We start from the raw sequence: 22,483 nt of genomic DNA on the forward strand, positions 1-22,483 counted from the left end.
GCATCGCCTTAAGGCGATGCGAGTTTGGGTCCCGGCCGCTCTTTTCGCCGAAGCCCGAGGAGGTAGTCGCCCCATCCGGCGCGCCTTCTTTGCCTACTTTCTTGGCAAGACAAGAAAGTAGGTCGCCGCCCCGCAGGGGCGGTGAAACTGCAGTTGAATTTTCAGTTAAGCCGTTGAATTTAAAGCTAATTCCGCAGAAAAAGACAACCGGCAATCAAACCTCCACCGCCTCCTCCCGCACCACCTTAACGCCCTTAGCGCCGCTAGCCCTCTCCATCGCCCGCACCACATGCCGCCGATGCCCCCGCCTACGCTTCCACCAGATCAGCACCCCGGTAACAGCAAACATCAGCGGCACCACCCCGAACACCGAAATAAACGCCCGCCCCACTAATCCGAACGCCTCCCCGGTATGCAGCGGATACATCCAGTTAAGAAAAGTATCCCCAGCCGGCGCTTCCATCGGATCGCGAACCCCGAGCCGCTTGCCCGTATGGGCATCCAGCCAGAGCCGCGTAGCCCCGCTGCCCTGGCGGACTTCGCCCGGCTGCCGCAGCCGCACCTCAAACGGATCCCCCGCCTTGCGCGGAAAGCTGACCCGCGTCACCAACGCCGCAGGATAAAGCGCCTGAGCCGTGCTCACGGCCTGCGCCAGGCCTAGCAGCGGCGTGCCCGCGGGCGCTGCCGCCGATGCCGGCTTGCCGGGCGGCGACACCGTCATCACGCTAGCCACGATCGGCGTCACCCACTTGGGCAAATCCAGGTACCAGCCGGAAAACGCCATGGTCGCCAGCACCGGCGCCGCAAAAATGCCAGCCGTACGATGCAGCGAGTAATTAAAACGCGACCACGAGCCGCCATGGCTGATGCGAAACGCATTGAGCACCGCGCGCGGCTTGAGCTTGGGCCACCACAGCACAACCCCGCCAATCACCAGAATCAGCAACAGCATCCCGGTGATGCCCAGGATCGTCCGGCCCGTTTCGCCAGAGAGCAGGTAGTGGTGCAACTGGAACAAGGTGGGCAGCAGCAACGGGCGCGACAGGCCGGGCTCGCCCCAGACCCGCTCGCCCTTCACCGCCAAGGTAACGGGATCGACCATCACCTGGCGCGAGCGCCCGGCGTTGGGCGTGCCCTTGAGCGGGTACCAGGCGATAAACACCTCATGCGGCGCGGATGGCAGCATCAGCAAGGTGGGGCGGCCATAGTGCGGGTCGGCCTGTAGCCGCTCGGCGACCGCTTGCACCGTGGCCGGCGCTACCGGCATGGGTACTTCGGCCGATGCCGTCAGCAACGCCGGGTTCAGCAGGGCATCCAGCTCATCGCGCCAGGCGATGACGGTGCCGGTCAGGCCCAGCATGACAAAGAGCAGGCCCAGCCACAAGCCGAGATACAGGTGAATCTTGACGAAAACAACGCGCAGGCGGCCGGTGACCATGGGAGGCGGGGAGCAGATTGGGAGGTTGTGGGGATTGCGTTTTCGGACCCCATGCAGGCGTGAGACGAACGCATCACGCCGCCATAATGAGAATGCGAAAGATTCGCGATTCTAGCAGGCAGGGCCTGCCAGTGCCTGACAGGCGCAAGACCGTGGCGAGGCTCGCCCGGATTGCGGCAGAATGTGGATCGCGTCCATTGCAGGCCCTGGATTTCTCCCTTGAAGATGACCCATTCCATCGAATTGCTACCTGCCGGCCCGCATGACGCCGCGCTGATTGCCGACCTGCACACGCAGAGCTGGCGCCATGCCTACCAAGGCCTGTTGCCGGCGGACTACCTGGAGCGCGAAGCACCGGCCCAGCGCGCGCAGGCCTGGCAAGCGCGCCTGGTGGATGGCGCCGATGGCCCGGTGGAGGTCACGCTCGTGCGCGTGGACGGCACGCCCGCCGGCTTTGCCTGCCTGCAACCCGAGGCCGAGCCGCAATATGGCGTGTATCTGGACAATTTGCATGTGATGCCGGGATGGCACGGGCTAGGGCTTGGCAAGCGCCTGTTCGCGCATTGCGCGCAGCGTGCCGCCGTCGGCTGGCACGGGCAACCCCTTTTTCTCTATGTGCTGGACGGCAACACCCAGGCGCGCGAGTTCTACCGGCGCCTTGACGGCGTGGAGAGCGAGGCGTTCACCGACCAGTTTCCCGGCGCCGATCTGATCGTGGCCGTGCGCCGGGTGAGCTGGCCGTCCGTGGATGCCCTGCTCAGGCGGCTGGGCGCCTGGCCAGCGCCGGCTGCTCCAGCCAGCCGATGATCGGCTGCCACTGCTCCCAGTCCCGCGCCACACGTGACGGCGCCACATCCCACAGCGTCAGGCCGTGCGCGGCAAGCTGGACGTAGTTCTGGGTATCGCGCAGAAAACCCAGCACTGGCAGCCCCAGACCCGCGACAAAGCGCTGCAGCTGCTCGGCCGCGCGGGTGCGCAGGTCGACCCGCATGCCAATCACGCCCACCTCCACCTCGCCGTGGCGCACGCGCTTGTCGTTGGCGAGCCGGGTGAGGAAATCCTGGGTGGCGAGGATATCGAACAGCGAAGGTTGCAGCGGCACCACCACGCGGTGCGCCAGTTTCATCACATCGTTGAAGCGCCAGCCATGCAGGCCGGCCGGGGTATCCAGCACCACATGGGTAGTGCCTTTGGGCGGGCGCGCGATCTGGTCAGCACTGATGTCCCAGGTGCGGATGGCCGGTGCCGAGGCCGGGCGCAAGCCCAGCCAGGCGCGCGAGGATTGCTGCCGGTCCGTGTCACCCAGCATCACGGCGTGGCCGGCGCTGGCGAAGTAGCCCGCCAGGTTGGTGGCCAGCGTGGTCTTGCCTACGCCGCCTTTGGGATTGGCGATCACGACTACGGGCATGGTTGTCTCCGCAATGGCTTTCCATGGCAGCGCCGCCGGCGGGCGCGCCGCTCCGGGTTCCGCCATGGCCCTGCCATGGTCGCTGCCGGGCCCTGGCGGAGCGAGCCCGCCTGCGAGTTTAGCAGTTGCCGCGGCGGGCGGCCGAGCCTGCTTTGACACCCGCTATGACAGCCGCTATGACGCCCGCAGCGGCGCCAGCAAGGCATCCATGTCAAGGTGCGCGACGAGCGTGTCCGCCAGGCGCTCCAGCGAGGCCTCGCGCAGCGCGGCCAGGTCCACCCCCTCCGCCCGCGCCAGCCCGGCCCAGCGCAGCAGCGCGCCGCAAGCCTGCGGCTGGTCGAACAGCCCGTGCACGTAGGAAGCCAGCACCTGCCCGTCCTCCGATTGCGCGCCGTCCGGGCGCTCGCCTTCCAGCCATAGCGCCGGGCGCGCCAGCGCGGGGCCGGTGGTCACGCCCATATGGATCTCGTAGCCTTGCACGGCGGCCTCGGTGGCCTCGGTGGCGCCATCCAGCGCCAGCCGGCCGCTCACCACGCGCAGCTGCTTGTGCGGCGCCAGCACGGTGTCGTAGTCGAGCAGGCCAAAACCTTCGCTGCTGCCGGCCTTGCCCTCGTTGCCCGCCGGGTCATCCACGCGCCGGCCCAGCATCTGCATGCCGCCGCAAATACCGATGACCTTGCCGCCATAGCGCAGGTGCCGCAGCAAGGCTGGCTCCCAGCCATTGCCACGCAGGAATGCCAGGTCGGCGCGTACGCTCTTGCTGCCCGGCAGCACGATCAGGTCCGCCGGCGGGATCGGCATGCCGGGGCCGATAAAGCGCAGGTCCACCTGCGGATGCGCGCGCAGCGCATCGAAATCCGTGTGATTGGAAATGCGCGGCAGCACCGGCACAATCACGCGCAGCAGTTCGCCCCGCTTGGCCGCCTGCGCGCCGATGATGGCGTCCTCGGCATCCAGGTGCAAGCCGTGCAGGTAGGGCAGCACGCCCAGCACGGGCTTGCCGGTGCGCGCCTCCAGCCAGTCCAGCCCGGGCTGCAGCAGCGCGATATCGCCGCGGAAACGGTTGATGATGAAACCCTTGATGCGCGCGCGCTCCGACGCCGACAAGCAGTCCAGCGTGCCCACCAGATGGGCGAACACACCGCCGCGGTCGATATCGGCCACCAGCACCACCGGGCAATCCACCGCTTCGGCAAAACCCATATTGGCGATGTCGCGCTCACGCAGGTTGATCTCCGCCGGGCTGCCGGCGCCTTCCACCATGACCACCTCGTAGGCGCCGGACAGGCGCTGGTGCGACGCCAGCACCGCCTGCATCGCCACCGGCTTGTAGGCGTGATAGGCCCGCGCGTCCAGATCCATCCGCGCCTGGCCGTGAATGATGATCTGGGCGCCAGTATCGCTGCTCGGCTTGAGCAGCACCGGGTTCATATCGGTGTGCGGCGCCAGCCCGGCGGCGGCGGCCTGCAAGGCCTGGGCGCGCCCGATCTCGCCACCGTCCGCGGTGACCGCGCTGTTGAGCGCCATGTTCTGCGGCTTGAACGGGACCACGCGCACGCCGGCGCGCGCCAGCACCCGGCACAGGCCCGCCACCAGCGTGCTCTTGCCCGCGTCGGAGGTAGTGCCCTGCACCATCAAGGTACCGCGCAAGCCACCCGGCACTGCCGCGCGAGCGGCTTCGGAGGAATTTTTTTGCATCGTGGGATTATCGCATCGGCGGCCCGCGGCGCGGCCCGGCGCGCGAGCCACTGCGGGCGTGCGATCCATGGATGCGCCCGCTACAATACGCGGATGACCCCGGCCAACGCTTCCGCCACCGCCACCGAGCCCGTGCGCGCAACCACCCATGCGCCGGCCAGCGAACGCGCGCCCCAGGCTGCAGCCGCGCCGCACGCCGCTGCCGTCCCGGGCCGCGCGCGCCAGCTCACGCTGGTGCTGGGCGGCGCGCGCTCCGGCAAGAGCCACTTTGCCGAGCAGATGGCCACCGACCATGCCGCTGCCACCGGCGGCCCCGTTACCTATATCGCTACCGCACGCCACGGCCAGGACAGCACCGACGAAGAAATGGAGGTGCGCATCGCGCTGCACCGCGCGCGGCGCCCGGCCGAGTGGGGCCTGGTCGAAGCGCCGCTGCATCTGGCGGATGCGCTATATGCCCATGCCACCCACGATGGCTGCATCCTGGTCGACTGCGTCACGCTGTGGCTCAACAACCTGCTGTTCCTCGATGCGCGCAGTTATCCCGAGCATGGCCTGGTAACGCCACCGGCTGCCTTCACCGAGGAAATCGACGCGCTGCTGACCGCGCTGCCCACCCTGCCCGGGCACGTGATCCTGGTCTCCAACGAGATCGGCTTCGGCGTGGTGCCGATGGGCGCCATCACCCGCTTCTATGTCGACGAGCTGGGCCGGCTGAACCAGAAGCTGGCCGCCGCCGCGGACCGCGTGCGCCTGCTGGTGGCCGGCATCCCTGTCAGCGTGAAAGGCGCCGACCCGGCGTGATGCCCTCGCTGTCGTCACTGCCGTCGCTGTCTTCGTGGTGGCCGTTTCCCCTCTTCAGCTGGCAAGCCTGCGTGGCTGCGGCCGTAGCCGGCGTCTTGCTGGACCAATGGCTGGGCGAGCCCCGCCGCTGGCATCCGCTGGTCGGCTTCGGCCGCCTGGCGGCAGCGCTTGAGCGCCGCCTGAACCGCAGCCAGGCCGGCACGCCGCTGCGCCAGCGGCTCACCGGCCTGGCCGCCTGGGCGCTGATGGTGCTGGTGCCGGCCGCGCTGGCCGCCCTGCTGGTGCATGTCGCCGCGCAGTTCAGCGCGGCGCTGGCGTGGCTGCTGCAAGCGCTGGCACTCTACGCGGCACTGGGCGCGCGCAGCCTGGCCCAGCATATCGCGCCGATCGCCACGGCGCTCTCGCAGGGCAATCTCGCCGATGCGCGCCAGCTCACGGCACGCATCGTCTCGCGCGACACCACCGACGCGGATACCGAAGCGCTGGCCCGCGCCGCCTGCGAATCGGCGCTGGAGAATGGCAACGACGCCATCTTCGGCGCCCTGTTCTGGTTCCTGGTTGGCGGCGCGCCCGCCGTGGTCGCCTATCGCCTGGCCAACACGCTCGATGCGATGTGGGGCTACCGCACGCCGCGCCTGCTGTATTTCGGCTGGGCGGCCGCGCGGCTTGACGATGCGCTCAACCTGGCGCCCGCCCGCCTGACCGCGCTCTCGTACGCGCTGCTCGGGCGCACGGCCCAGGCGCTGCGCTGCTGGCGCGCGCAGGCACCGGCATGGTCCAGCCCCAATGCGGGCCCGGTCATGGCGGCCGGCGCCGGCGCCGTCGGCGTGGCGCTTGGCGGCCCCGCCCGCTATCACGGCGAATGGGAAGAGCGCCCGCCGCTGGGCATGGGCCACGCGCCCGGCGCGGCCGATGTGCATGCCTGCCTGCGCCTTGTTCAACGCACACTGTGGCTCTGGCTGGCCGCTTCCGGCGCCAGCGCCGCCCTCCTCCACTACGGCTTAGCATGAGTACTCCGATCCGCCACGGCGGCGACCTGCTCGCCGCCGCGCGCCGCCATGGCCGTCCGGTCGAAGACTGGCTCGATCTTTCCACCGGCATCAACCCGGACGGCTATCCCGTGCCACCCCTGCCCGCCGACGCGTGGCTGCGGCTGCCGCAAGATGACGATGGCCTGGCCGAACTGGCCGCGCAAGCCTACGGCGCGCCGCGCGCGCTGCCGGTGGCCGGCTCGCAGGCCGCCATCCGCACGCTGCCGCAACTGCTCCGGCCCGGGCGCGTCGGCGTGGCGGTGCAGGGATACAGCGAATACGCACCCGCCTTCGCACGCGCGGGGCATGAGGTTGTGCCGCTCGCGGAGACGGATTTCGCCCGTGCGGACCTGGCCGCGCAGCTCGATCACCTCGTGGTGGTGAACCCGAACAACCCAACCGGGCGCACGCTCGCGCAAGCCACGCTGCGGGCATGGCACGCGGATCTCGCCGCACGTGGCGGCACGCTGCTGCTCGACGAAGCCTTCATGGATTGCACGCCTGAGCGCTCGCTGGCCGCGCTGGCGGATCGCCCCGGCATGGTGGTGCTGCGCTCGCTGGGCAAGTTCTACGGCCTGGCCGGCGTGCGCTGCGGCTTTGTGCTGGCCGAGCCCGCATTGCTGGCAGCGCTGGCCGAGCAGCTCGGCCACTGGACCGTGGCCGGCCCCGCACGCGCAGTGGCACGCCTGGCGCTGGCCGATCGCGCCTGGCAGGCGGCCACGCGCGACCGTTTGCAACAAGCCGGCATCCGGCTCGCGACGCTGTTGCGCAAGCACGGCCTGACCCCCGTGGGCCGCCCCTTGTTCAACTGGGTGCCGCATGCCGATGCCCCGCGCCTGCACGAAGCGCTCGCGCGGCAAGGCGTGTGGGCGCGGCTGTTCGATGCACCACCGGGCATCCCTGGCGCGTTGCCAAGCCTGCGCCTGGGTTTGCCACCCGCGCAGGAGCCCGCGTGGCAACGGCTCGATGCAGCACTGGCCCAAGCCCTTGCAACAACGCGCTCCGACACCAGCACCCTATCCAGCTAACGCCCGATGACCCCTACCTCGATCACTACCCGTGCCCTGCTGGTCCTCTCCACGCTGCTGGGCAGCGCCCTTTGCAGCCAAGCCGGCGCCGCTGTATCCGTGGTCGATGACGCCGGCCAGACCGTCACGCTGGACCAGCCCGCGCGCCGCGTGATCTCGCTCGCGCCGCACGTCACCGAAATGCTCTACGCCGCCGGCGGCGGCTCGCGCATCGTCGGCACCGTAAGCTACAGCGACTACCCGCCACAGGCCCGCGACATCCCGCGCGTCGGCGACAACAAGGCGCTGGATCTCGAACGCATCGCCGCGCTCAAGCCCGACCTGATCGTGGTGTGGCGCCACGGCAATGCGCAGAAACAAACCGACCGCCTGCGTGCGCTCGGCCTGCCGCTGTTCTACAGCGAGCCGCGCAAGCTCGAAGGCATCCCCAGCAATATCGAGAGAATGGGCGTGCTGCTCGGCACCGAGCCCACCGCCAACAGCGCCGCCACCAGCTTCCGCCAGCAGATCGACAAGCTGCGCCAGACCTATGCGGCGCGTGCGCCGGTGACGGTGTTCTACCAGGTATGGCAACAACCCCTGATGACGCTCAGCGGCCAACACCTGATCAGCGACGTGCTCGCGCTATGCGGCGGGCGCAACCTGTTCGCCAACGAAGCGCTGCTGGTGCCGACGGTCTCGGTGGAATCCGTGGTAGCCGGCAACCCGGAAGTCATGATGACCGCCAGCATGGGCGCAACCCGCTCCGACCGGCCGCTGCCCGACTTCGCCATGTGGGAGCGCTGGAAACAGGTAACCGCCGTGGCGCGCGGCAACCTCTACGCCATCGACGGCGACCTGGTCAACCGCGCCGGACCACGCATCGTCCAAGGCGCGGAAATCGTGTGCAAGGACCTGGACAACGCAAGGCGCAAACGGCCAGCGCAGTAAGAGCGAGACAGTGGGTCAGGTCTGAAATCTCGTATTTAACGAGCGCCCGCCCTCTCCCCCGGCCCCTCTCCCACAAGTGGGAGAGGGGAGCCAACCAGCAGGAGCAGAATCGACATCGTCAGACCAACGATTCGGCGTAGCCGTGTGACCCGCCCTCAGGCGGGGAACACCCCAGCGCGATGCGAAGCGAGCCGTGAAGGTGTGCCAAGGCCGTATGGGGCGCCTCGGGATTCGGCGAAAAGAGCGGAAAAGAGGGACCCATGTCTGAGTATCGCCTTAAGGCGATGCGAGTTTGGGTCCCGGCCGCTCTTTTCGTCGAAGCCCGAGGGGGTAGTCGCCCCATCCGGCGCGCCTTCTTTGCCTACTTTCTTGGCAAGACAAGAAAGTAGGTCGCCGCCCCGCAGGGGCGGTGAAACTGCAGTTGCAGTTGCAGTCATCACCCAACACCCACAACCCACAACCCACAACCCACAACCTCAAACCCGATTCCACCACCGCAACCGCGCCAAACCACTACTCAAAGTAAACCGGCAACTCGCCCCATAACCAAGATCCCACCCCAGCGTAGTAGCCAGCGGCACCCCGAGCCAGTGCGCCGCCAGCATACGCATCGGCCCCGCATGCGCAACAACCCACAGCCGGTCCGGAGCCTCCACCGGCAAGGCATCAGCCCAGGCCGCCACACGCGCCATCGCCTGCGCGACAGTCTCGCCCCCATGCGGCCGCGCATGCAGCAGATCCGCAGCCCACGCATCCAGCTCGGCGCGCGGCACGGCGTCCCATGCAAGGCCTTCCCAACGGCCAAAATCGAGTTCGCGCAACTGCGCATCGGCTTGCGGCACCAAACCGAAATCCCGCGCAAGTAAATCAGCCGTAGCGCGAGCCCGCGTCATCGTGCTGCAAACAATGCGCTGCGGCGCAAGGCCATCGAGTGCCAGCAGCATGCGGGAAGGCTCGGGCAAAACGGGCTGAGCCAGCGGCAGGTCAAGCGCGCCGTAGCAGATCCCCTGCGCAACCTCGGGCGCCGCGTGGCGGATCAGGACCAGGTCCATGCCGCCGCCACCAGATAGATCAACAACTCAGCCAGCTGCTGCGCCATGCCGAGGCAATCGCCGGTGTAGCCGCCAATGCGGCGAACAAAGTAGCGCCCCAGCAAAAAGCGCAGCGCGACCAAGGCAACGATCACCACGGCAGCGAACAGCGGCGACACCAGCAACAGCGGCAACCCACCGCAAAGCAGCGTGAAACCCAGCCCGATGCCGGACAGCCGCTGCGCCACCGGCTTGGCCTTGCCTTCGGCACGCACGTAGTCCAGCGTGGCAAGATAGCTCACCGCCATGGCGCGGCTGGCCGCATGCGCGGCCACCAGCACCAGCAGCAACTCCACCATGCCACTGCGTGCGGCAATCGCCACCAGCAGTTGCCACTTGAGCAGCAGCGCCACCACCAGCGCGATGGCGCCAAATGCGCCAATGCGCGAGTCATGCATGATGCGCAGCACGTCCTCGCGCCGGTAGCCGCCGCCAAAGGCATCCACGCAGTCGGCCAGGCCGTCCTCGTGAAAAGCGCCGGTGGCCAGCAGCGTCACGGCCATGCCCATCAGCAAGGCCACGCCCGGCGGCCACCATTGCAGCGCGCCCCAGCTAGCCAGCGCGCCCAGCACGCCAACCAGCAACCCCACCAGCGGAAAGTAACGCGCCGCCGCGTTCAGGTAGTGCGGCGCAAAACCAACCCAGCGCGGCACCGGCACCCGCGTGAAGTAGCCGACGGCGGTCAGGAAGTAGCGAAGTTCGTCGAGCATGGGCGGGTGCGTTGGGCCAGGTAGCGGGAGCGTGCCGCGGCCTACGCCGACGCGGTGCTGACGCCAGCCGCGCCGAAGGTGGCCATCTCGCGCAGGAAGGCCGCGGCGGACGCGACCAGCGGATAGGCCAGCGCGGCGCCGGTGCCCTCGCCCAGGCGCAGGTCCAGCGCCAGCAGCGGCTCGGCGCCGAAACAATCCAGCAAGCGGCGGTGGCCGTGCTCGTGCGAGCAATGCGAGAACACGCAGTATTCCAGCACTGCGGGCACGAGGCGCTGCGCCACCAGCAGCGCGGCCGAGGCGATAAAGCCATCGACCAGGATCACCATGCGGCTCGCGGCGGCGGCGAGGAAGGCGCCGGTCATCATGGCGATCTCAAAGCCGCCGAAGGCGGCCAGTACATCGAGCGGCTCCACCGCATCCGCGTGCAGCGCCAGCGCCTGCGCCAGCACCGCGCGCTTGCGCGCGAGGCCCGCGTCGTCCAGGCCGGTGCCGCGGCCGATGCAGTCCTCAATCGGTGTATCGGTAAGCCGGCTCACCAGGCAAGCAGCCGACGAGGTATTGGCAATGCCCATCTCGCCAAAGCCGATCACGTTGCTGCCCTGCTGCGCGTGGCGCAGCACGCGCGCCATGCCGGCGGTGAGCGCTGCCTGCACCTGCTCCGCGCTCATGGCGCGCTCAAAGGCAAAATTGCGCGTGCCCGCGGCAATGCGGCAGTTGACCAGCCCGGGCGCGGACGGCAGCGGCGCGCGCACCCCCGCATCCACCACTTCCAGCGCCAGCCCGTGCAGGCGCGAGAACACATTGATGGCCGCACCCCCGGCCAGGAAGTTGAGCACCATCTGCGCCGTGACCTCGGCCGGATAGGCGCTCACGCCGGCATCGGCCACGCCATGGTCCCCGGCGAACACGATCACCGCGGGACGCTTGAGCTCCGGCGTGCCACTGCCGGTAATCAGGCCGATCTGCAAGGCCAGATCCTCGAGCCGGCCGAGCGCGCCGAGCGGCTTGGTCTTGGCATCGATGGCGGCTTGCAGGGCCGGGCGCAGGGAGGCGTCGAGCGGGGTGATGGCGGGAAACTGCATGGTATTTCTTGGTGTGGCTGAGAAAAGATTCGATTCGCTGGAACAAGAATAGACGTTTTACATCTCGACGCCACGTTGGGCCTTGATGCCTTGCTGGAAGGCATGCTTGACTGGCGTCATGTCCGTCACGGTATCCGCCGCCTCGATCAGCGCGGGCGGCGCGCCGCGGCCGGTGATGACCACGTGCTGCATCGGCGGGCGGGCACGCAGGTCGGCGATGACGGTGTCGACATCGAGGTAATGCAGCTTGAGCGCGATATTGAGCTCGTCCAGCAGCACCAGCCCGATCGACGGGTCGCGCAGCAGCGAGCGCGCCACCTCCCACGCGGCCTGGGCCTTGGCCACGTCACGCGCGCGATCCTGGGTTTCCCAGGTGTAGCCCTCGCCCATCACATGGAAGGCGCACTGCTCCGGAAAGCGCCGCAGGAACAATTCCTCGCCGCTGGGAATCGCGCCCTTGATGAATTGCACCACGCCGGCCTGCATGCCGTGGCCAAGCGCGCGCACCACCATGCCAAAGCCGGAGCTGGATTTGCCCTTGCCATTGCCGGTGGTGATGACGATCACGCCGCGCTCGTCCTGCGCCGCGGCAATCTTGGCATCCACGACATCCTTCTTGCGCAGCATGCGCGCCTTGTGGCGCTCGTCGCGGGCGGCGTCTTCCGACGTGGAGGTCTCAAGGGCTTTGGGTTCAGTCATGTTGGGTTTCGTCCGGTACGGGAGAATACGCCCCGTCGGCAATCAGCGCGGTATGGCGGCCGTCGCTGACGCTGACAATGGGCGTGCGCAGCGCGTGCGAGCAATGCGCGGGGGTCAGGACCTGCGTGGCGGGGCCATGCAGGCACAGGCCGTCTTCGGCCAGCAGCAAAGCATGGGTCGCGTAGCGCCGCGCCAGGTTAAGGTCGTGCAGGATCACCACGATGGCGTGGCGGCCGGCGCGGGCCAGCCGCGCCAGGGTTTCCAGCACCATGATCTGGTGGCGCAGGTCGAGGTGGGCGGCGGGTTCGTCCAGCATCAGCAGCGGCGCCTGTTGCGCCAGCGTGGCGGCCAGCGAGACGCGCTGGCGCTCGCCGCCGGACAGGGTCAGCACGTCGCGCCCGGCCAGCGCATCGAGATCCATCTCGCGCATCACGGCCGCGACCACCGCGTCGTCCTCGCGGCCGGCCCAGCCCCAGCCGGAGAGATGCGGGTGGCGGCCCACCGCCACGGCGTCGCGCACCGACATCGAGAAGGTGTCGTGCACCGCCTGAGGCAGGTAGGCGCGGCGCAATGCCAGGGCCGCGGGCGGCGTCTGCAGCGGCGCGCAGCCATCGAGCAGCACCACGCCGCCGTCCGGCTTGCGCAGCCCGGCCAGCACCGACATCAGCGTGGACTTGCCGACGCCGTTCGGGCCCACGATGCACCACAGCTCGCCCGCCTGCATGGACAGGCTCAGGCCATCGAGCAGCACGCGCGCGCCGGCGCGCAATTGCAAGGACTGCAGCACCAGCGACGGACAAGCGGTGACGGGTTCGTTCCAGGTCGGCATGGTAGTCAGCGCGGCCTGCGCAGCAGGAGAAAGAGGAAAGTCGGCACGCCCAGCAGCGCTGTGATCACGCCAACCGGCAACTGCGCCGGCGCAATCACCGTGCGCGCCACCAGGTCGGCCGCCATCAGCAACGTACCGCCCAGCAAGGCCGAGGCAGGCAGCATCAGGCGCTGGTCGTTGCCCCAGGCAAGGCGCACCAGGTGCGGCACCACCAGCCCGACAAAGCCGATCGAGCCGGCCGAGGTAATGGCCACCGCGATCGCCAGCGAGGCCAGCACGAACACCGACATGCGTACCGCGCCGACGCGCACGCCCAGCGCCTGCGCCACGGTCTCGCCCATCAGCATGGCATTGAGCGAGCGCGCCATCGGCATGGCCAGCAGCACAGCCAGCGCCAGCGCACCCAGCGCAAGGCCGTAGCTGGCGGTGCCGCCCAGGTCGCCGGTCAGCCAGAACAGCATGCCGCGCAAACGGGCCTCGGGCGCCACGCTCAAGATCAAGGTAATCAGCGCGCCCCAGCCAGCGGCCAGGATCACGCCGGTCAGCAGCAGGCGCGAGCCGGCCTCATGATGCCCGCCCTGCACCTGCGGATGCAGCAGGTCGCGCCGCGCCAGCGTGGCCACCAGCACCATCGAGAACAGCGCGCCGCCGGCCGCGCCGGCCTGCACTGTCCACAGAGGCCACATCATCAGCATGGCGGTGAGCGCGCCGGTGGCCGCACCGCCCGATACGCCAAGCACATAGGGCTCGGCCAGCGGATTGCGCAGCAGCACCTGCATCAGCGCGCCGGTCAGCGCCAGCAGGCCGCCGCAAGCGAATGCCGCGGCCGCGCGCGGCAGCCGCAGCTCACGCACGATGGCCCCGGCGGTATCGTCGGCACCGACAAACAGCGCGTGCCAGACCTGCGCACCCGACAAGGGCACGCTGCCCACCGCCAGCGACAGCAGGAACACCGCCACGCCGGCGGCGGCAAGCATCAGCCAGACGGCTAGCGCGCGGCGCATGTCAGGCGGCCACCATCATTTCTGGCGCCAGCCAAGCGTGACAAAGCCGGCGCGTCCCTGCGTGTTGTAGGGATAGGCGAGCTGGTAGTTCTTGTCGAACAGGTTTTCCACACGGGCGGCCACGAACCATTGCTTGTCGATGTTATAGCGGGCGTTGAGGTTGACGATACCGTATCCGCCCAGCGTGCGCGAGCCACTATCCATGCGCGTCGAGGAGATGATCCACTCGCCGCCCAGGCGGAAGTCGCCAAACTGGCGGCCCACGTCGAAGGCGGCATGGCGGCGCGCGCGGCGCAGCAACTGCGTGTTGCTCTGCTCATCCACCGGGTTCTGGAAGGTGATGCTGGCGCCCACATCGGTGCCCATCAGCCTGGCGCGCCAGGAGGCTTCGACGCCTTGCACCTTGGCCTTGTTGACATTTTGCGCCAGGTACAGACCGTTGGGCTGCAGCGCCGAGGTGATCAGGTTGTCGTAGCGGGTCTCGAACGCCGTCACGCGCAGCAGGCCGGCAGCATCGGTGTTGTACTGCGCGCCCAGCTCGACCGACTTGGCGCGCTCGGGCTGGATGCCCGGCTGGCCGTAGCCAGGATAATAGAGCTCGTTGAACGTCGGCGCGCGAAAGGCATTGCTGGCGTTGGCGATCAGCTTGAACGCCTCGGTCACGTTATAGCCATAGCCGGCAAAGTAGCTGGCTTGGCTGCCGAAGTCCGAGTAGTGGTCGTTGCGCACATTGAGCTGCAACTGGTGCTTGCCCAGCCGGCCATCGTAGCCCCCGAACACCGACGCAATATTGCGGCCCGGTGCGCCATACGTGTTTGAGCTGAATTCCTGCTGCGCATACTCCGTGCCGAACAGCAGCTTATGGGTCGGCGCCAGCGCATATTCGTTCTGCCAGGTGTACTGGCGATTGCGCGTGTTGAAGTTGCTGTTGAACAGTCCGTTCAAGGTGTTTTCGCTATTGTCCCCGCTCTGCGCGACCTTGAAATGCGTGGTCCAGTCCCGGGTAATCTTGCCGTTGACAAAGGCGGATACGGTGTACAACTCGCTGTTCATCCACCAGACATCGGTCGGTTTGCCTGTCGTGGTGTCGTAGGAGAGCTTGCTCTTCGAGTAGTAGGCGGTGACGCCGGCATCCCAGTCGCTGGTGAAACGATGCTTCACCTGGCCCGATACGCTCTTGTTGTCATACGGGTTGTCGTTCGGGTTCGGGCCCATGCCCTTCTTTGCCTTGGCCGGATTGTCACCGTTCCATTGGGCCGCGTTGATCGCCGAAAAGCCGTCTGTCTTGACTGCCGACCCGGTGATATTGAACGAGGTATCGCCCACCTGGCCGCCGTAGCCCACCGTGCCCTGGCGCGTATTGTTGCTGCCGTACTCGATCTGCGCGTTGGCCGCTGGGGCCTGGCCCGCGCCGCTCTTGGTGAAGATCTGCACCACGCCGCCGATCGCATCCGAGCCATAGAGCGCCGAGACATTGCCGCGCACGATCTCGATATGGTCGATCTGGTCGGGCAGGATATTCGAGAGCTGGGCCGTGCCGCTGCTGGCCGCCGAGATCCGCATGCCGTCGATCAGGATCAGCGTCTGGTTGGAGTTGGCCCCGCGCATGAACAGGCTGGTATTGGCACCCAGGCCGCCGTTGGCGGCAAACTCCACACCGGCCTGCGTGCGCAGCAGCGAGCGCAGGTCGACGGCTTGCGAGTTGACGATATCCTGCTGGGTCACCACGGTGGTATGCGGCAGCGCGTCGGTCAAAGGCTGTGCAGTGCGGGTAGCAGTGACCACCACCGGGTCGAGTTGCGCGTCTGGCGCGGGTTGCGCAGCGGATTGCGCAGCGGACTGGGCCATGGCCGCGCCTGGCGCGCTCATGGCAAGCCAGGCGGCAAGCGCGGCGGGCAGTTGCCGCGAGACGAAAACGGGTGTGGTGTGACGGCGCGCCGGCAATGCCGGACGGCTCGACGTGGAGGGCGAAAAGCGCATGATGCGAAGTGGGAGAGAGCTGCCTAGTCCGTTCCCCCGCGGACCGTCTGGCGACGAAGCACGCCGCTGGCTTGCGCGGCAAAAAGCAGCGGAGGGCGGCGCACTCTCATCCAGGCCGGTATCCGGGCTGACGACACCAGTCCGACCGCCTTCCCGAACCTTGCGGTTCAGTGGCTGAGTGGTCGGCCTTGCGATCTTGCGATCACGGTCGCTTACCGTTGCGGGGGCAGCACAGGTTGGCTCGGCCCTGCCCTGGCGGCGGCGGCTGGCTCCCTGTTTCCCGTTGAACTGCAACCCTGTAGTGAATAGGATTACGAGCACCTGGAACGTGCGCGAGTGTAGGCAGTTTCGAGGCAAGCGTCAATGCCGCGGCAAAACACGGGGAAAGCGCCCGGAAACAGGCATAAAGCCGTCGCCACGGATGCCGTTAAACGACGATGCATGCAACTTCGGCACGCAGGCCCGGTCACACACGTCTGCGTTCGCCGTCCGCACGATAGCGCTTGGGCTAAAATCCCAAAACCCGAGACCCTAGATATGACAGGCTCTATGCTCACCGAACTCGAACAACTCGCCGCCAAGATCGGGCGTGTGCTGCACCATGCCGATACCCTGGCGGCGGAGAACCAGCGGCTGCGCGAGGAGATCGAACGCCTGCAGGCCGACGCCAGCCAGCTGCGCGGCGACCGTGAAGCCATGGCCGCCGACCGCGAGCTGCTCAATATCAAGATCGAGGAAGCGCAGCTGCGCATCCAGTCGATCCTGGACAAGCTGCCCACCGCCAGCGACGCCCGCCAGCTCGACCTGCTGGGCGAAGGCGATGCGGCCAGCCGCGCCGAACAGAAGGGACCCGGAGAAAACGCATGAGCAATAAGCAAGTCGAGGTCAACATTGCCGGCCAGTCCTACCGGTTCGCCATTGCCGCCGACAACGAGGCCGCGCTGCTGGAGGCCGCGGCACTGGTAGACGGCCAGATGACCCGGCTCAAGGGCGGGGTATCCGCCAAGGGCGTGGAACGCGTTGCCGTGATGGCCGCGATCAGCATCGCCTCGGACCTGCTCGCGCTCAAGCGCAAGCAGCAAGACGATGGCGCGATTCCCGTTGATGCAGTGCGTGCGCGCATTCGCGAGCTAAACGAGCGCGCGGACGAAGCCCTGCGCCAGTACGCGCATGTGGGCACCAATTCGCCCGTGCCGCGCAACTGATGCCCTGCCTGTGCCGGCGGTGTACCGCACGGCACAGGCAGGCGGCAATACGCCCGTGATTTCGGCCCGATGTGCCCCACATGCCGCGCGCGTCAGCAAAATGTAACGACACGCAAAGACGGGCTTGGTATGGAAAGCCTCGCGGTGTATAGTGGAGCCAAGCCGCACCAAGCCACATAGTTGCGGCACCTTAGGTCGGGTTATCGCGCCTGACCGCCGTTTTCATCCCATCCAAGTTAGAAACGGCAAACGTCTGACAGCCATGCCAAAGCAGTACGCGTTTGGCAGTGCAAAAAGTCAGACGTTTGACAGTTTCCCTGCCTGGTTCGTCAGGATCATATTCCTTGAACCGATAAGCATTTGTTGGTGCGGGATTATGCCGTGTGGGCGAGCGCGTCGCATGGTTCATAGTTGCAGTCTGGACTCCCTGAACCGGTGATGTACCCGAAATGCGGCTTCCGCAGCCACTCTGAACCTCACTTGGGTTCAGGATGCCGATCCAGCGGCCGAGGCGGGGACCCCTCTAAAGGCGGTGGTTATTCAACCACCGCCTTTTCCTTTTGTGGCGCAGGTTGACCTGCGTTGCTTCCGCAGTGCCCTTCCTCTGTTTTTGCGCCACGGCCCACACCCGCCAGACGGTTTTCTTTTGGCCGTGCTTGCTGCACCATATCGCTGTCGCCAACGTCACGCCCGCCCTGCCCGCCCATGAGCCGATCCACGCAAGCCAATACCGCCGCGCGCGCCCGCCAGTACTGGCTGATGAAGTCGGAACCCGACGAGGCCAGCATCGATACGCTAGCCGAACGCGGCACCTTGCCATGGACCGGCGTGCGCAACTACCAGGCGCGCAACTTCATGCGCGACGGCATGCAAATCGGCGACGGCGTGCTGTTCTATCACTCCTCCTGCCCGCAGCCCGGCATTGCCGGCCTGGCCGAGGTCTGCTCGCAGCCCTACCCCGATCCCACCCAGTTCGACCCGAAGAGCGATTACTACGACGCCGCCGCCAAGCCGGATGCCCCGCGCTGGATGCTGGTTGACGTGCGCTTTGTCGGCAAGGGCCCGCTGATCTCGCTGGCCGACCTGCGCGCGCATGACGAACTGGCCGACATGGTCGTGCTACGCCGCGGCAACCGGTTGTCGATCACGCCGGTGACCCCGGCCGAATGGCGTTTCATCACCACGCGGCTGATGCGCTAGCCCGGCAACGGCGGCGACAGCAGCGGCATGAAACAATGGCTGCCGACGACATAACTACAACGCCAACAAGGTCGATTCCGCGTCATGAGCTTTTCCCTGATTCCCGGGCTGCTGCTGCTCGGCGCCTTTACCGGCTTCTGCGCCGGCCTGCTTGGCGTAGGCGGCGGCATGCTGATGGTGCCCTTCCTCACGCTGCTGTTTACCGCCCTGGCCTTCCCCCTTGAGGCCATCGTCCATATGGCCATCGCCACCTCCATGGCGACCATCCTGTTTACCTCGCTGTCCTCGGTGCGCGCCCACCACAAGCGCAGCATGGTGCGATGGAAGCTGGTGCTGGCCCTGGCGCCCGGCATCCTGATTGGCGGCATGATCGGCGGCGGCAAGGTCTTCGCGGCGCTCAAGACCAGCTGGCTGTCGCTACTGTTCGCTGTATTCGTGGGCTTTTCGGCGTGGCAGATGCTGCGCAACCGCAAGCCCGCCCCGCACCGGCAACTGCCGGGCACACCGGGCATGCTGGGTGCGGGCGGCGTGATCGGCTTCCTGTCCAGCCTGGTGGGCGCGGGCGGCGGCTTTGTCTCGGTGCCGTTCATGACCTGGTGCAACGTGCCCATTCACAATGCCGTGGCCACCTCGGCCGCACTCGGGTTTCCCATCGCGGTGGCGAGCGTGATCGGCTACGTGTGGAGCGGGCTGGGCCAGACCGGGCTGCCGGCCGGCTCACTCGGCTACATTTACCTGCCGGCGCTGGCGGTGATCGCGGTGGCCAGCGTGCTGACCGCGCCGCTGGGCGCGCGCACCGCGCACCGCATGGATGTCGCACAGTTGAAGAAAGTCTTCGCCTGCCTGCTGTTCAGCCTGTCGGCCTACATGATGTGGAAGGCCTGGCACGCGTTCTGAGGCTGCAGGTGCCAGCGATGCACCCCGCGGATACAAGTAGATACAAGGTCGCACGGGACGTAGCGGAACGATCACCTGGGCGGCGCGTCTGATACCCATCGTCTGACAAGGAAGAATCCAATGAAACATCTGCTTGCCGCCACGCTGCTCGGTACTACCGCCATGGTTGCCTCCGCCCAGGGCGGCGGCCCTAGCCACGACCCGGCCCCTGCCGGCGTGCTGACGCTGTCCGCCCAGGCCGCCACCGAAGTGCCGACCGACGTGGTGCACCTGACGCTCGCCGCCGAGCAGGAAGGCGCGGAACCGGGTGCGATTTCCTCGGCGCTGTCGGCAAAGACGGCGGACGTGATCGCGCAGGCCAAGCGTACCAGTGGCGTGCAGGCCCAATCGGGCGGCTTCACCATCTATCCGTCCAACGACAAGAACGGGCGCATCAGCACCTGGCGCGGCCGCGCCGAGGTGATTCTGGAATCGCGCGATTTCACCGCCGTGTCCAAGCTCGCGGGGCAGCTCGCCAGCCAGATGCAGGTGCAGAACATCAGCTTCTCGCTCTCGCGCGAAGCCCGCCAGGCGGCCGAGACCAAGCTGACCGAGCAGGCCGTGGCCTCGTTCCGCGACAAGGCCCAGGCTACCACCAAGCTGTTCGGCTACGGCAGCTACACCATCCGTGAAGTGCAGGTAGGCGAGGTTGGCGCGGTGCAACCGATGCCGCGCATGTACGCAGCCAAGGCCATGATGGCGGATTCCGCGCCGGTGCCGGTCGAGGGCGGCAAGGCCCAGGTCACCGTGACCGTGAACGGCTCGGTGCAGATGCTCAAGTAAGCGCCGTCCAAAGCCACAGGCTCAAGGATCAAGGCAGAAGGCAAAAGGAAGAAGGCACGGAACAAGGCCCCTGCCGCGCAAGCGGCAGGGGCCTTGTCCATGATGCAGGAGCCATCAAGAAGCGGCCGCGCTTACAGCTCCCCGAACTGCTGGCGCAGCACGTTCTTCTGCACCTTGCCCATGGTGTTGCGCGGCAACTCTTCCACCACGTGCACGCGCTTAGGTACCTTGAAATTGGCGATACGCCCCTTGAGCCCGCCGATCAGGCTCAGCGCATCCAGCGAGGCACCGGGCTTGCCAACCACCACCGCCACCACCGCCTCACCAAAATCGGCATGCGGCACGCCGATCACGGCGCTTTCCGCCACGCCCGGCATCTCGTCGATAAAGCTCTCGATCTCCTTGGGGTAGACGTTGTAGCCACCGGAGATGATCAGGTCCTTGCTGCGGCCGACGATGGTCAGGTAGTCGTCAGGCACCTTGCGCTCGCCAGCCTGGCTGACGATGGCACCGCCAAAGCGGCCCACGTCGCCGGTCTTGAACCAGCCGTCGGCGGTGAACTCTTCCTGCGTCTTCTCCGGCATGCGCCAGTAGCCCTTGAACACATTCGGGCCACGCACTTCCACATTGCCGATCTCGCCGGCCGCGCAAGGCTTGCCGTCGCCGTCCACCACGCGCACCGACACCCCCGGCAGCGCCTTGCCGACGGTGCCGCCGATACGCTCGCCGTCTTGCGCGTCGTACGGGTTGGAGACCAGCATCACGGTCTCGCTCATGCCGTAGCGCTCCAGGATGGTGTGGCCCGTGCGCTCGCGGAAGGCATCGAAGGTTTCCATCAGCAGCGGCGCGGAGCCGGACACGAACAGGCGCATGCGGCGACAGGTGTCGTCGTCAAAGCGCGGCTCCTGCACCATGCGCACGTAATACGTGGGCACGCCCATCATCACGGTGCAACGCGGCAGGAATTTCAGGATCTGCGCCATGTCGAGCTTGGGCGCCCAGATCATCTTGGCACCGGCCAAGAGCGCGCCGTGCGACGCGACGAACAAGCCATGCACGTGGAAGATCGGCAGCATGTGCAGCAGCACGTCATCGCTGCGCCAGCCCCAGTACGCGTGCAGCGTCTTGGCGTTGGAGGCCAGGTTGCCGTGCGTGAGCATGGCGCCCTTGCTGCGGCCCGTGGTGCCCGAGGTGTAGAGAATGGCGGCGAGTTCGTCGGCGCCGCGCGCTACCGTAGCGAAGCGGTCCGGTTGCACGGCGGCGCGGGACAACAGCGAGCCCGAGCGGTCGTCGTCCAGCGTGAAGACGTGCTTGGTGCCGTGGCGGAACGCTACCTTGGACACCCAGCCGAAGTTGGCGCTGCTGCACACCACCACCGCTGGCTCCGCGTTGCCGACGAAGTAGTCGATCTCGGCTTCCTGGTAGGCGGTATTGAGCGGCAGGTAGATGTAGCCCGCACGCAACGTGGCGAGATACAGGAACAGCGCCTCGGGCGATTTTTCCACCTGCACCGCCACGCGCGCGCCCTCGGGCAGCTTGAGCGCGGCCAGCAGGTTGGCCATCTTGGCGGTGGCGCGGTCCAGGTCGTCCCAGCTGTAGTAGAGGCCGTCGTGGGTTTCAATGCAGCAAGCACTGCGGTCCGCCGGGAAGCGGGATTCGAATAGGGCGAACAGGTTGGCGTTCATATTGCGGAAGATGAAAAACGGAATCGGCAAGAGCATGGGCAATCCGCATGGGCGATCCGATCGATAGCCGGCAATGATACCTAATGCGATTGCCCGTGCTTTTGCCCGTGATATTGCCCCTGCTATTGACCGCTAAAGCGCGGCGGCCGGCGTGCCAGGAATGCCGCCACGCCTTCGGCATGGTCGGCGCTGTCGCCATAGCGGAAATGCGCGTCGAGCTCCGCCGCGGTAAGCGGCGCGGGCACCTGCGCCAGGCGGCGGATGCTCTGCTTGTTGATGCGGGCGGCCAGCGGCGCACCGGCCACGATGCGCTTGACGGCCGCGGCGACTTCCTCGCCGAGTGCCGCTGCCGGCACCACGCGCGTCAACAGCCCTTTCTCGCGCGCCTCGGCGGCGTCGAACACCCTGCCCTCCAGCAGGATCTCCAGCGTCACGGCGCGGCCCGCCAGGGCCAGCAGCCCGGTCAGCTCACCAGGCGCCATGGGAAAGCCGAGGCGGTTGATCGGCACGCCGAAGCGGCTGTCGTCGGCGGCGATGCGCAGGTCGCAATGGCAAGCGATCTCCAGCCCGCCGCCCACGCAAACCCCTTCGATCATGGCAAGCGTGGGATGCAGGCAACCCGCGATGGCGGCCAGCGCAGGCGCAATCACCGCCTCGTGGTAACGGCGCAGCGCGGCGGCGTCACCACGCTCCTCGGGGAACTCGGCAATGTCGGCGCCCGCGGCAAAGTTGCCATCGGCGCCGCGCACCACCACGCAGCGCAGCGAGGGATCGGCGGACAGGTCCGCAAAGCCCTGCGCCAGCGCGCGCCACATCGCCACGGAGATGGCATTGAGCTTGCCAGCGTGGGACAGCGTGACCGTGGCCACGTCGCCCTCACGCGCGAACGCTACCGTGCCGCTCATGCCTGCGCTCCACGCGCACGGGAAACATCGGAAACCA

General features: G+C 67.4%; 22 protein-coding genes, 1 other RNA gene and 1 riboswitch. Of the genes, 11 read left to right on the plus strand and 12 right to left on the minus strand.

The features are described 5' to 3' along the window. Window positions 1-214: 214 nt before the first annotated feature. Window positions 215-1,438: a PepSY-associated TM helix domain-containing protein gene (locus F7R26_RS16065; protein ID WP_150984009.1), complete on the minus strand. Its 1,224-nt coding sequence runs from the start codon at window positions 1,436-1,438 to the stop codon at window positions 215-217. 225 nt (window positions 1,439-1,663) lie between these two features. Between F7R26_RS16065 and F7R26_RS16070 the strand changes: the two genes are divergently transcribed. After that, window positions 1,664-2,245: a GNAT family N-acetyltransferase gene (locus tag F7R26_RS16070; protein ID WP_150984214.1), complete on the plus strand. Its 582-nt coding sequence runs from the start codon at window positions 1,664-1,666 to the stop codon at window positions 2,243-2,245. Here F7R26_RS16070 and F7R26_RS16075 read toward each other — a convergent pair. Together F7R26_RS16075 and F7R26_RS16080 are read right to left on the minus strand one after the other, a co-directional pair. After that, window positions 2,196-2,846 carry a ParA family protein gene (locus F7R26_RS16075; protein ID WP_150984008.1) on the minus strand — a complete coding sequence of 217 codons (651 nt, stop codon included), beginning with the start codon at window positions 2,844-2,846 and terminating at the stop codon, window positions 2,196-2,198. The two genes, F7R26_RS16070 and F7R26_RS16075, sit on opposite strands and share 50 nt — an antisense overlap. Window positions 2,847-3,020: 174 nt before the next feature. Continuing rightward, entirely contained in the window at window positions 3,021-4,544 is a 1,524-nt protein-coding gene (locus F7R26_RS16080; RefSeq protein ID WP_241754343.1) for a cobyric acid synthase, read from the minus strand. A gap of 93 nt (window positions 4,545-4,637) precedes the next feature. Here F7R26_RS16080 and cobU point away from each other — a divergent pair, with 93 nt between their 5' ends. Genes cobU through F7R26_RS16100 form a run of 4 tightly spaced genes read left to right on the plus strand, consistent with a single transcriptional unit; the run spans window position 4,638 to window position 8,337 of the window. Beyond that, window positions 4,638-5,348, plus strand: coding sequence for a bifunctional adenosylcobinamide kinase/adenosylcobinamide-phosphate guanylyltransferase (gene cobU, locus F7R26_RS16085; protein ID WP_150984007.1), 711 nt, complete (start codon window positions 4,638-4,640; stop codon window positions 5,346-5,348). Next, the gene (gene cbiB, locus F7R26_RS16090) at window positions 5,348-6,358 is read left to right on the plus strand and encodes an adenosylcobinamide-phosphate synthase CbiB (RefSeq protein ID WP_150984212.1); all 1,011 of its coding nucleotides are present in this window, start codon (window positions 5,348-5,350) and stop codon (window positions 6,356-6,358) included. The genes cobU and cbiB overlap by 1 nt, the downstream gene beginning before the upstream one ends. Next, a complete protein-coding gene (gene cobD / locus F7R26_RS16095) occupies window positions 6,355-7,407 on the plus strand; it encodes a threonine-phosphate decarboxylase CobD (RefSeq protein ID WP_150984006.1) in 1,053 nt (350 codons plus the stop codon). The genes cbiB and cobD overlap by 4 nt, the downstream gene beginning before the upstream one ends. 6 nt (window positions 7,408-7,413) lie before the next feature. Next, entirely contained in the window at window positions 7,414-8,337 is a 924-nt protein-coding gene (locus F7R26_RS16100) for a cobalamin-binding protein (protein ID WP_150984005.1), read from the plus strand. 476 nt (window positions 8,338-8,813) lie between these two features. Here F7R26_RS16100 and cobC read toward each other — a convergent pair whose 3' ends face one another. The 7 genes from cobC to F7R26_RS16135 are packed head-to-tail and all read right to left on the minus strand — an operon-like array spanning window position 8,814 to window position 15,600. After that, entirely contained in the window at window positions 8,814-9,389 is a 576-nt protein-coding gene (cobC, locus tag F7R26_RS16105; protein ID WP_150984004.1) for an alpha-ribazole phosphatase family protein, read from the minus strand. After that, window positions 9,374-10,138, minus strand: a complete 765-nt coding sequence (locus tag F7R26_RS16110; protein WP_150984003.1) for an adenosylcobinamide-GDP ribazoletransferase — start codon at window positions 10,136-10,138, stop codon at window positions 9,374-9,376. The genes cobC and F7R26_RS16110 overlap by 16 nt, the downstream gene beginning before the upstream one ends. A gap of 41 nt (window positions 10,139-10,179) precedes the next feature. Beyond that, window positions 10,180-11,220: a nicotinate-nucleotide--dimethylbenzimidazole phosphoribosyltransferase gene (gene cobT, locus F7R26_RS16115; protein ID WP_150984002.1), complete on the minus strand. Its 1,041-nt coding sequence runs from the start codon at window positions 11,218-11,220 to the stop codon at window positions 10,180-10,182. Between the two features lie 57 nt (window positions 11,221-11,277). Next, entirely contained in the window at window positions 11,278-11,919 is a 642-nt protein-coding gene (gene cobO, locus F7R26_RS16120; protein WP_150984001.1) for a cob(I)yrinic acid a,c-diamide adenosyltransferase, read from the minus strand. Beyond that, window positions 11,912-12,748: an ABC transporter ATP-binding protein gene (locus F7R26_RS16125; protein ID WP_150984000.1), complete on the minus strand. Its 837-nt coding sequence runs from the start codon at window positions 12,746-12,748 to the stop codon at window positions 11,912-11,914. Before F7R26_RS16125 ends, cobO begins: the two co-directional genes overlap by 8 nt. A gap of 5 nt (window positions 12,749-12,753) precedes the next feature. Further along, a complete protein-coding gene (locus F7R26_RS16130; protein ID WP_150983999.1) occupies window positions 12,754-13,752 on the minus strand; it encodes a FecCD family ABC transporter permease in 999 nt (332 codons plus the stop codon). 15 nt (window positions 13,753-13,767) lie between these two features. Continuing rightward, window positions 13,768-15,600 carry a TonB-dependent receptor plug domain-containing protein gene (locus tag F7R26_RS16135; RefSeq protein WP_416351335.1) on the minus strand — a complete coding sequence of 611 codons (1,833 nt, stop codon included), beginning with the start codon at window positions 15,598-15,600 and terminating at the stop codon, window positions 13,768-13,770. 228 nt (window positions 15,601-15,828) lie between these two features. After that, a riboswitch (cobalamin riboswitch) is annotated at window positions 15,829-16,072 on the minus strand. Between the two features lie 209 nt (window positions 16,073-16,281). Between F7R26_RS16135 and F7R26_RS16140 the strand changes: the two genes are divergently transcribed. From F7R26_RS16140 to F7R26_RS16165, 6 genes are all read left to right on the plus strand, one after another. Next, complete coding sequence (locus tag F7R26_RS16140; protein WP_150984211.1) at window positions 16,282-16,599, plus strand: hypothetical protein; 318 nt, start codon at window positions 16,282-16,284, stop codon at window positions 16,597-16,599. Next, on the plus strand, window positions 16,596-16,937 hold the full coding sequence (locus tag F7R26_RS16145) for a cell division protein ZapA (protein ID WP_150983997.1): 342 nt from the start codon (window positions 16,596-16,598) through the stop codon (window positions 16,935-16,937). Before F7R26_RS16140 ends, F7R26_RS16145 begins: the two co-directional genes overlap by 4 nt. A 311-nt stretch (window positions 16,938-17,248) precedes the next feature. Next, a non-coding RNA gene (gene ssrS, locus F7R26_RS16150) (6S RNA) lies at window positions 17,249-17,459 on the plus strand. A gap of 183 nt (window positions 17,460-17,642) precedes the next feature. Continuing rightward, a complete protein-coding gene (locus F7R26_RS16155; RefSeq protein ID WP_150983996.1) occupies window positions 17,643-18,137 on the plus strand; it encodes an EVE domain-containing protein in 495 nt (164 codons plus the stop codon). Window positions 18,138-18,221: 84 nt separating this feature from the next. After that, window positions 18,222-19,034 carry a sulfite exporter TauE/SafE family protein gene (locus F7R26_RS16160; RefSeq protein WP_150983995.1) on the plus strand — a complete coding sequence of 271 codons (813 nt, stop codon included), beginning with the start codon at window positions 18,222-18,224 and terminating at the stop codon, window positions 19,032-19,034. Between the two features lie 120 nt (window positions 19,035-19,154). After that, entirely contained in the window at window positions 19,155-19,856 is a 702-nt protein-coding gene (locus F7R26_RS16165; protein WP_150983994.1) for an SIMPL domain-containing protein, read from the plus strand. A gap of 131 nt (window positions 19,857-19,987) precedes the next feature. On the opposite strand, the gene F7R26_RS16170 is transcribed toward F7R26_RS16165, so the two are convergent. Beyond that, entirely contained in the window at window positions 19,988-21,541 is a 1,554-nt protein-coding gene (locus F7R26_RS16170; RefSeq protein WP_150984210.1) for a malonate--CoA ligase, read from the minus strand. A 122-nt stretch (window positions 21,542-21,663) separates the two neighbouring features. Further along, window positions 21,664-22,446, minus strand: coding sequence for an enoyl-CoA hydratase/isomerase family protein (locus F7R26_RS16175; RefSeq protein ID WP_150983993.1), 783 nt, complete (start codon window positions 22,444-22,446; stop codon window positions 21,664-21,666). Between the last annotated feature and the right edge of the window lie 37 nt (window positions 22,447-22,483).

This window comes from Cupriavidus basilensis (assembly GCF_008801925.2).
GTDB lineage: Bacteria > Pseudomonadota > Gammaproteobacteria > Burkholderiales > Burkholderiaceae > Cupriavidus > Cupriavidus basilensis.

What these genes read in the sequence shown, in the direction of transcription:
- F7R26_RS16100 (WP_150984005.1), top strand. Translation starts at nt 7,414, where the DNA reads ATGACCCCTACCTCGATCACTACCCGTGCCCTGCTGGTCCTCTCCACG.
- F7R26_RS16165 (WP_150983994.1), top strand. Translation starts at nt 19,155, where the DNA reads ATGAAACATCTGCTTGCCGCCACGCTGCTCGGTACTACCGCCATGGTT.
- F7R26_RS16145 (WP_150983997.1), top strand. Translation starts at nt 16,596, where the DNA reads ATGAGCAATAAGCAAGTCGAGGTCAACATTGCCGGCCAGTCCTACCGG.
- cobC (WP_150984004.1), bottom strand. Translation starts at nt 9,389, where the DNA reads ATGGACCTGGTCCTGATCCGCCACGCGGCGCCCGAGGTTGCGCAGGGG.
- F7R26_RS16075 (WP_150984008.1), bottom strand. Translation starts at nt 2,846, where the DNA reads ATGCCCGTAGTCGTGATCGCCAATCCCAAAGGCGGCGTAGGCAAGACC.
- F7R26_RS16140 (WP_150984211.1), top strand. Translation starts at nt 16,282, where the DNA reads ATGCTCACCGAACTCGAACAACTCGCCGCCAAGATCGGGCGTGTGCTG.
- F7R26_RS16160 (WP_150983995.1), top strand. Translation starts at nt 18,222, where the DNA reads ATGAGCTTTTCCCTGATTCCCGGGCTGCTGCTGCTCGGCGCCTTTACC.
- F7R26_RS16155 (WP_150983996.1), top strand. Translation starts at nt 17,643, where the DNA reads ATGAGCCGATCCACGCAAGCCAATACCGCCGCGCGCGCCCGCCAGTAC.
- F7R26_RS16125 (WP_150984000.1), bottom strand. Translation starts at nt 12,748, where the DNA reads ATGCCGACCTGGAACGAACCCGTCACCGCTTGTCCGTCGCTGGTGCTG.
- F7R26_RS16170 (WP_150984210.1), bottom strand. Translation starts at nt 21,541, where the DNA reads ATGAACGCCAACCTGTTCGCCCTATTCGAATCCCGCTTCCCGGCGGAC.
- cobO (WP_150984001.1), bottom strand. Translation starts at nt 11,919, where the DNA reads ATGACTGAACCCAAAGCCCTTGAGACCTCCACGTCGGAAGACGCCGCC.
- cobD (WP_150984006.1), top strand. Translation starts at nt 6,355, where the DNA reads ATGAGTACTCCGATCCGCCACGGCGGCGACCTGCTCGCCGCCGCGCGC.
- cbiB (WP_150984212.1), top strand. Translation starts at nt 5,348, where the DNA reads ATGCCCTCGCTGTCGTCACTGCCGTCGCTGTCTTCGTGGTGGCCGTTT.
- F7R26_RS16110 (WP_150984003.1), bottom strand. Translation starts at nt 10,138, where the DNA reads ATGCTCGACGAACTTCGCTACTTCCTGACCGCCGTCGGCTACTTCACG.
- F7R26_RS16130 (WP_150983999.1), bottom strand. Translation starts at nt 13,752, where the DNA reads ATGCGCCGCGCGCTAGCCGTCTGGCTGATGCTTGCCGCCGCCGGCGTG.
- F7R26_RS16080 (WP_241754343.1), bottom strand. Translation starts at nt 4,544, where the DNA reads ATGCAAAAAAATTCCTCCGAAGCCGCTCGCGCGGCAGTGCCGGGTGGC.
- F7R26_RS16065 (WP_150984009.1), bottom strand. Translation starts at nt 1,438, where the DNA reads ATGGTCACCGGCCGCCTGCGCGTTGTTTTCGTCAAGATTCACCTGTAT.
- F7R26_RS16070 (WP_150984214.1), top strand. Translation starts at nt 1,664, where the DNA reads ATGACCCATTCCATCGAATTGCTACCTGCCGGCCCGCATGACGCCGCG.
- cobU (WP_150984007.1), top strand. Translation starts at nt 4,638, where the DNA reads ATGACCCCGGCCAACGCTTCCGCCACCGCCACCGAGCCCGTGCGCGCA.
- F7R26_RS16135 (WP_416351335.1), bottom strand. Translation starts at nt 15,600, where the DNA reads ATGGCCCAGTCCGCTGCGCAATCCGCTGCGCAACCCGCGCCAGACGCG.
- F7R26_RS16175 (WP_150983993.1), bottom strand. Translation starts at nt 22,446, where the DNA reads ATGAGCGGCACGGTAGCGTTCGCGCGTGAGGGCGACGTGGCCACGGTC.
- cobT (WP_150984002.1), bottom strand. Translation starts at nt 11,220, where the DNA reads ATGCAGTTTCCCGCCATCACCCCGCTCGACGCCTCCCTGCGCCCGGCC.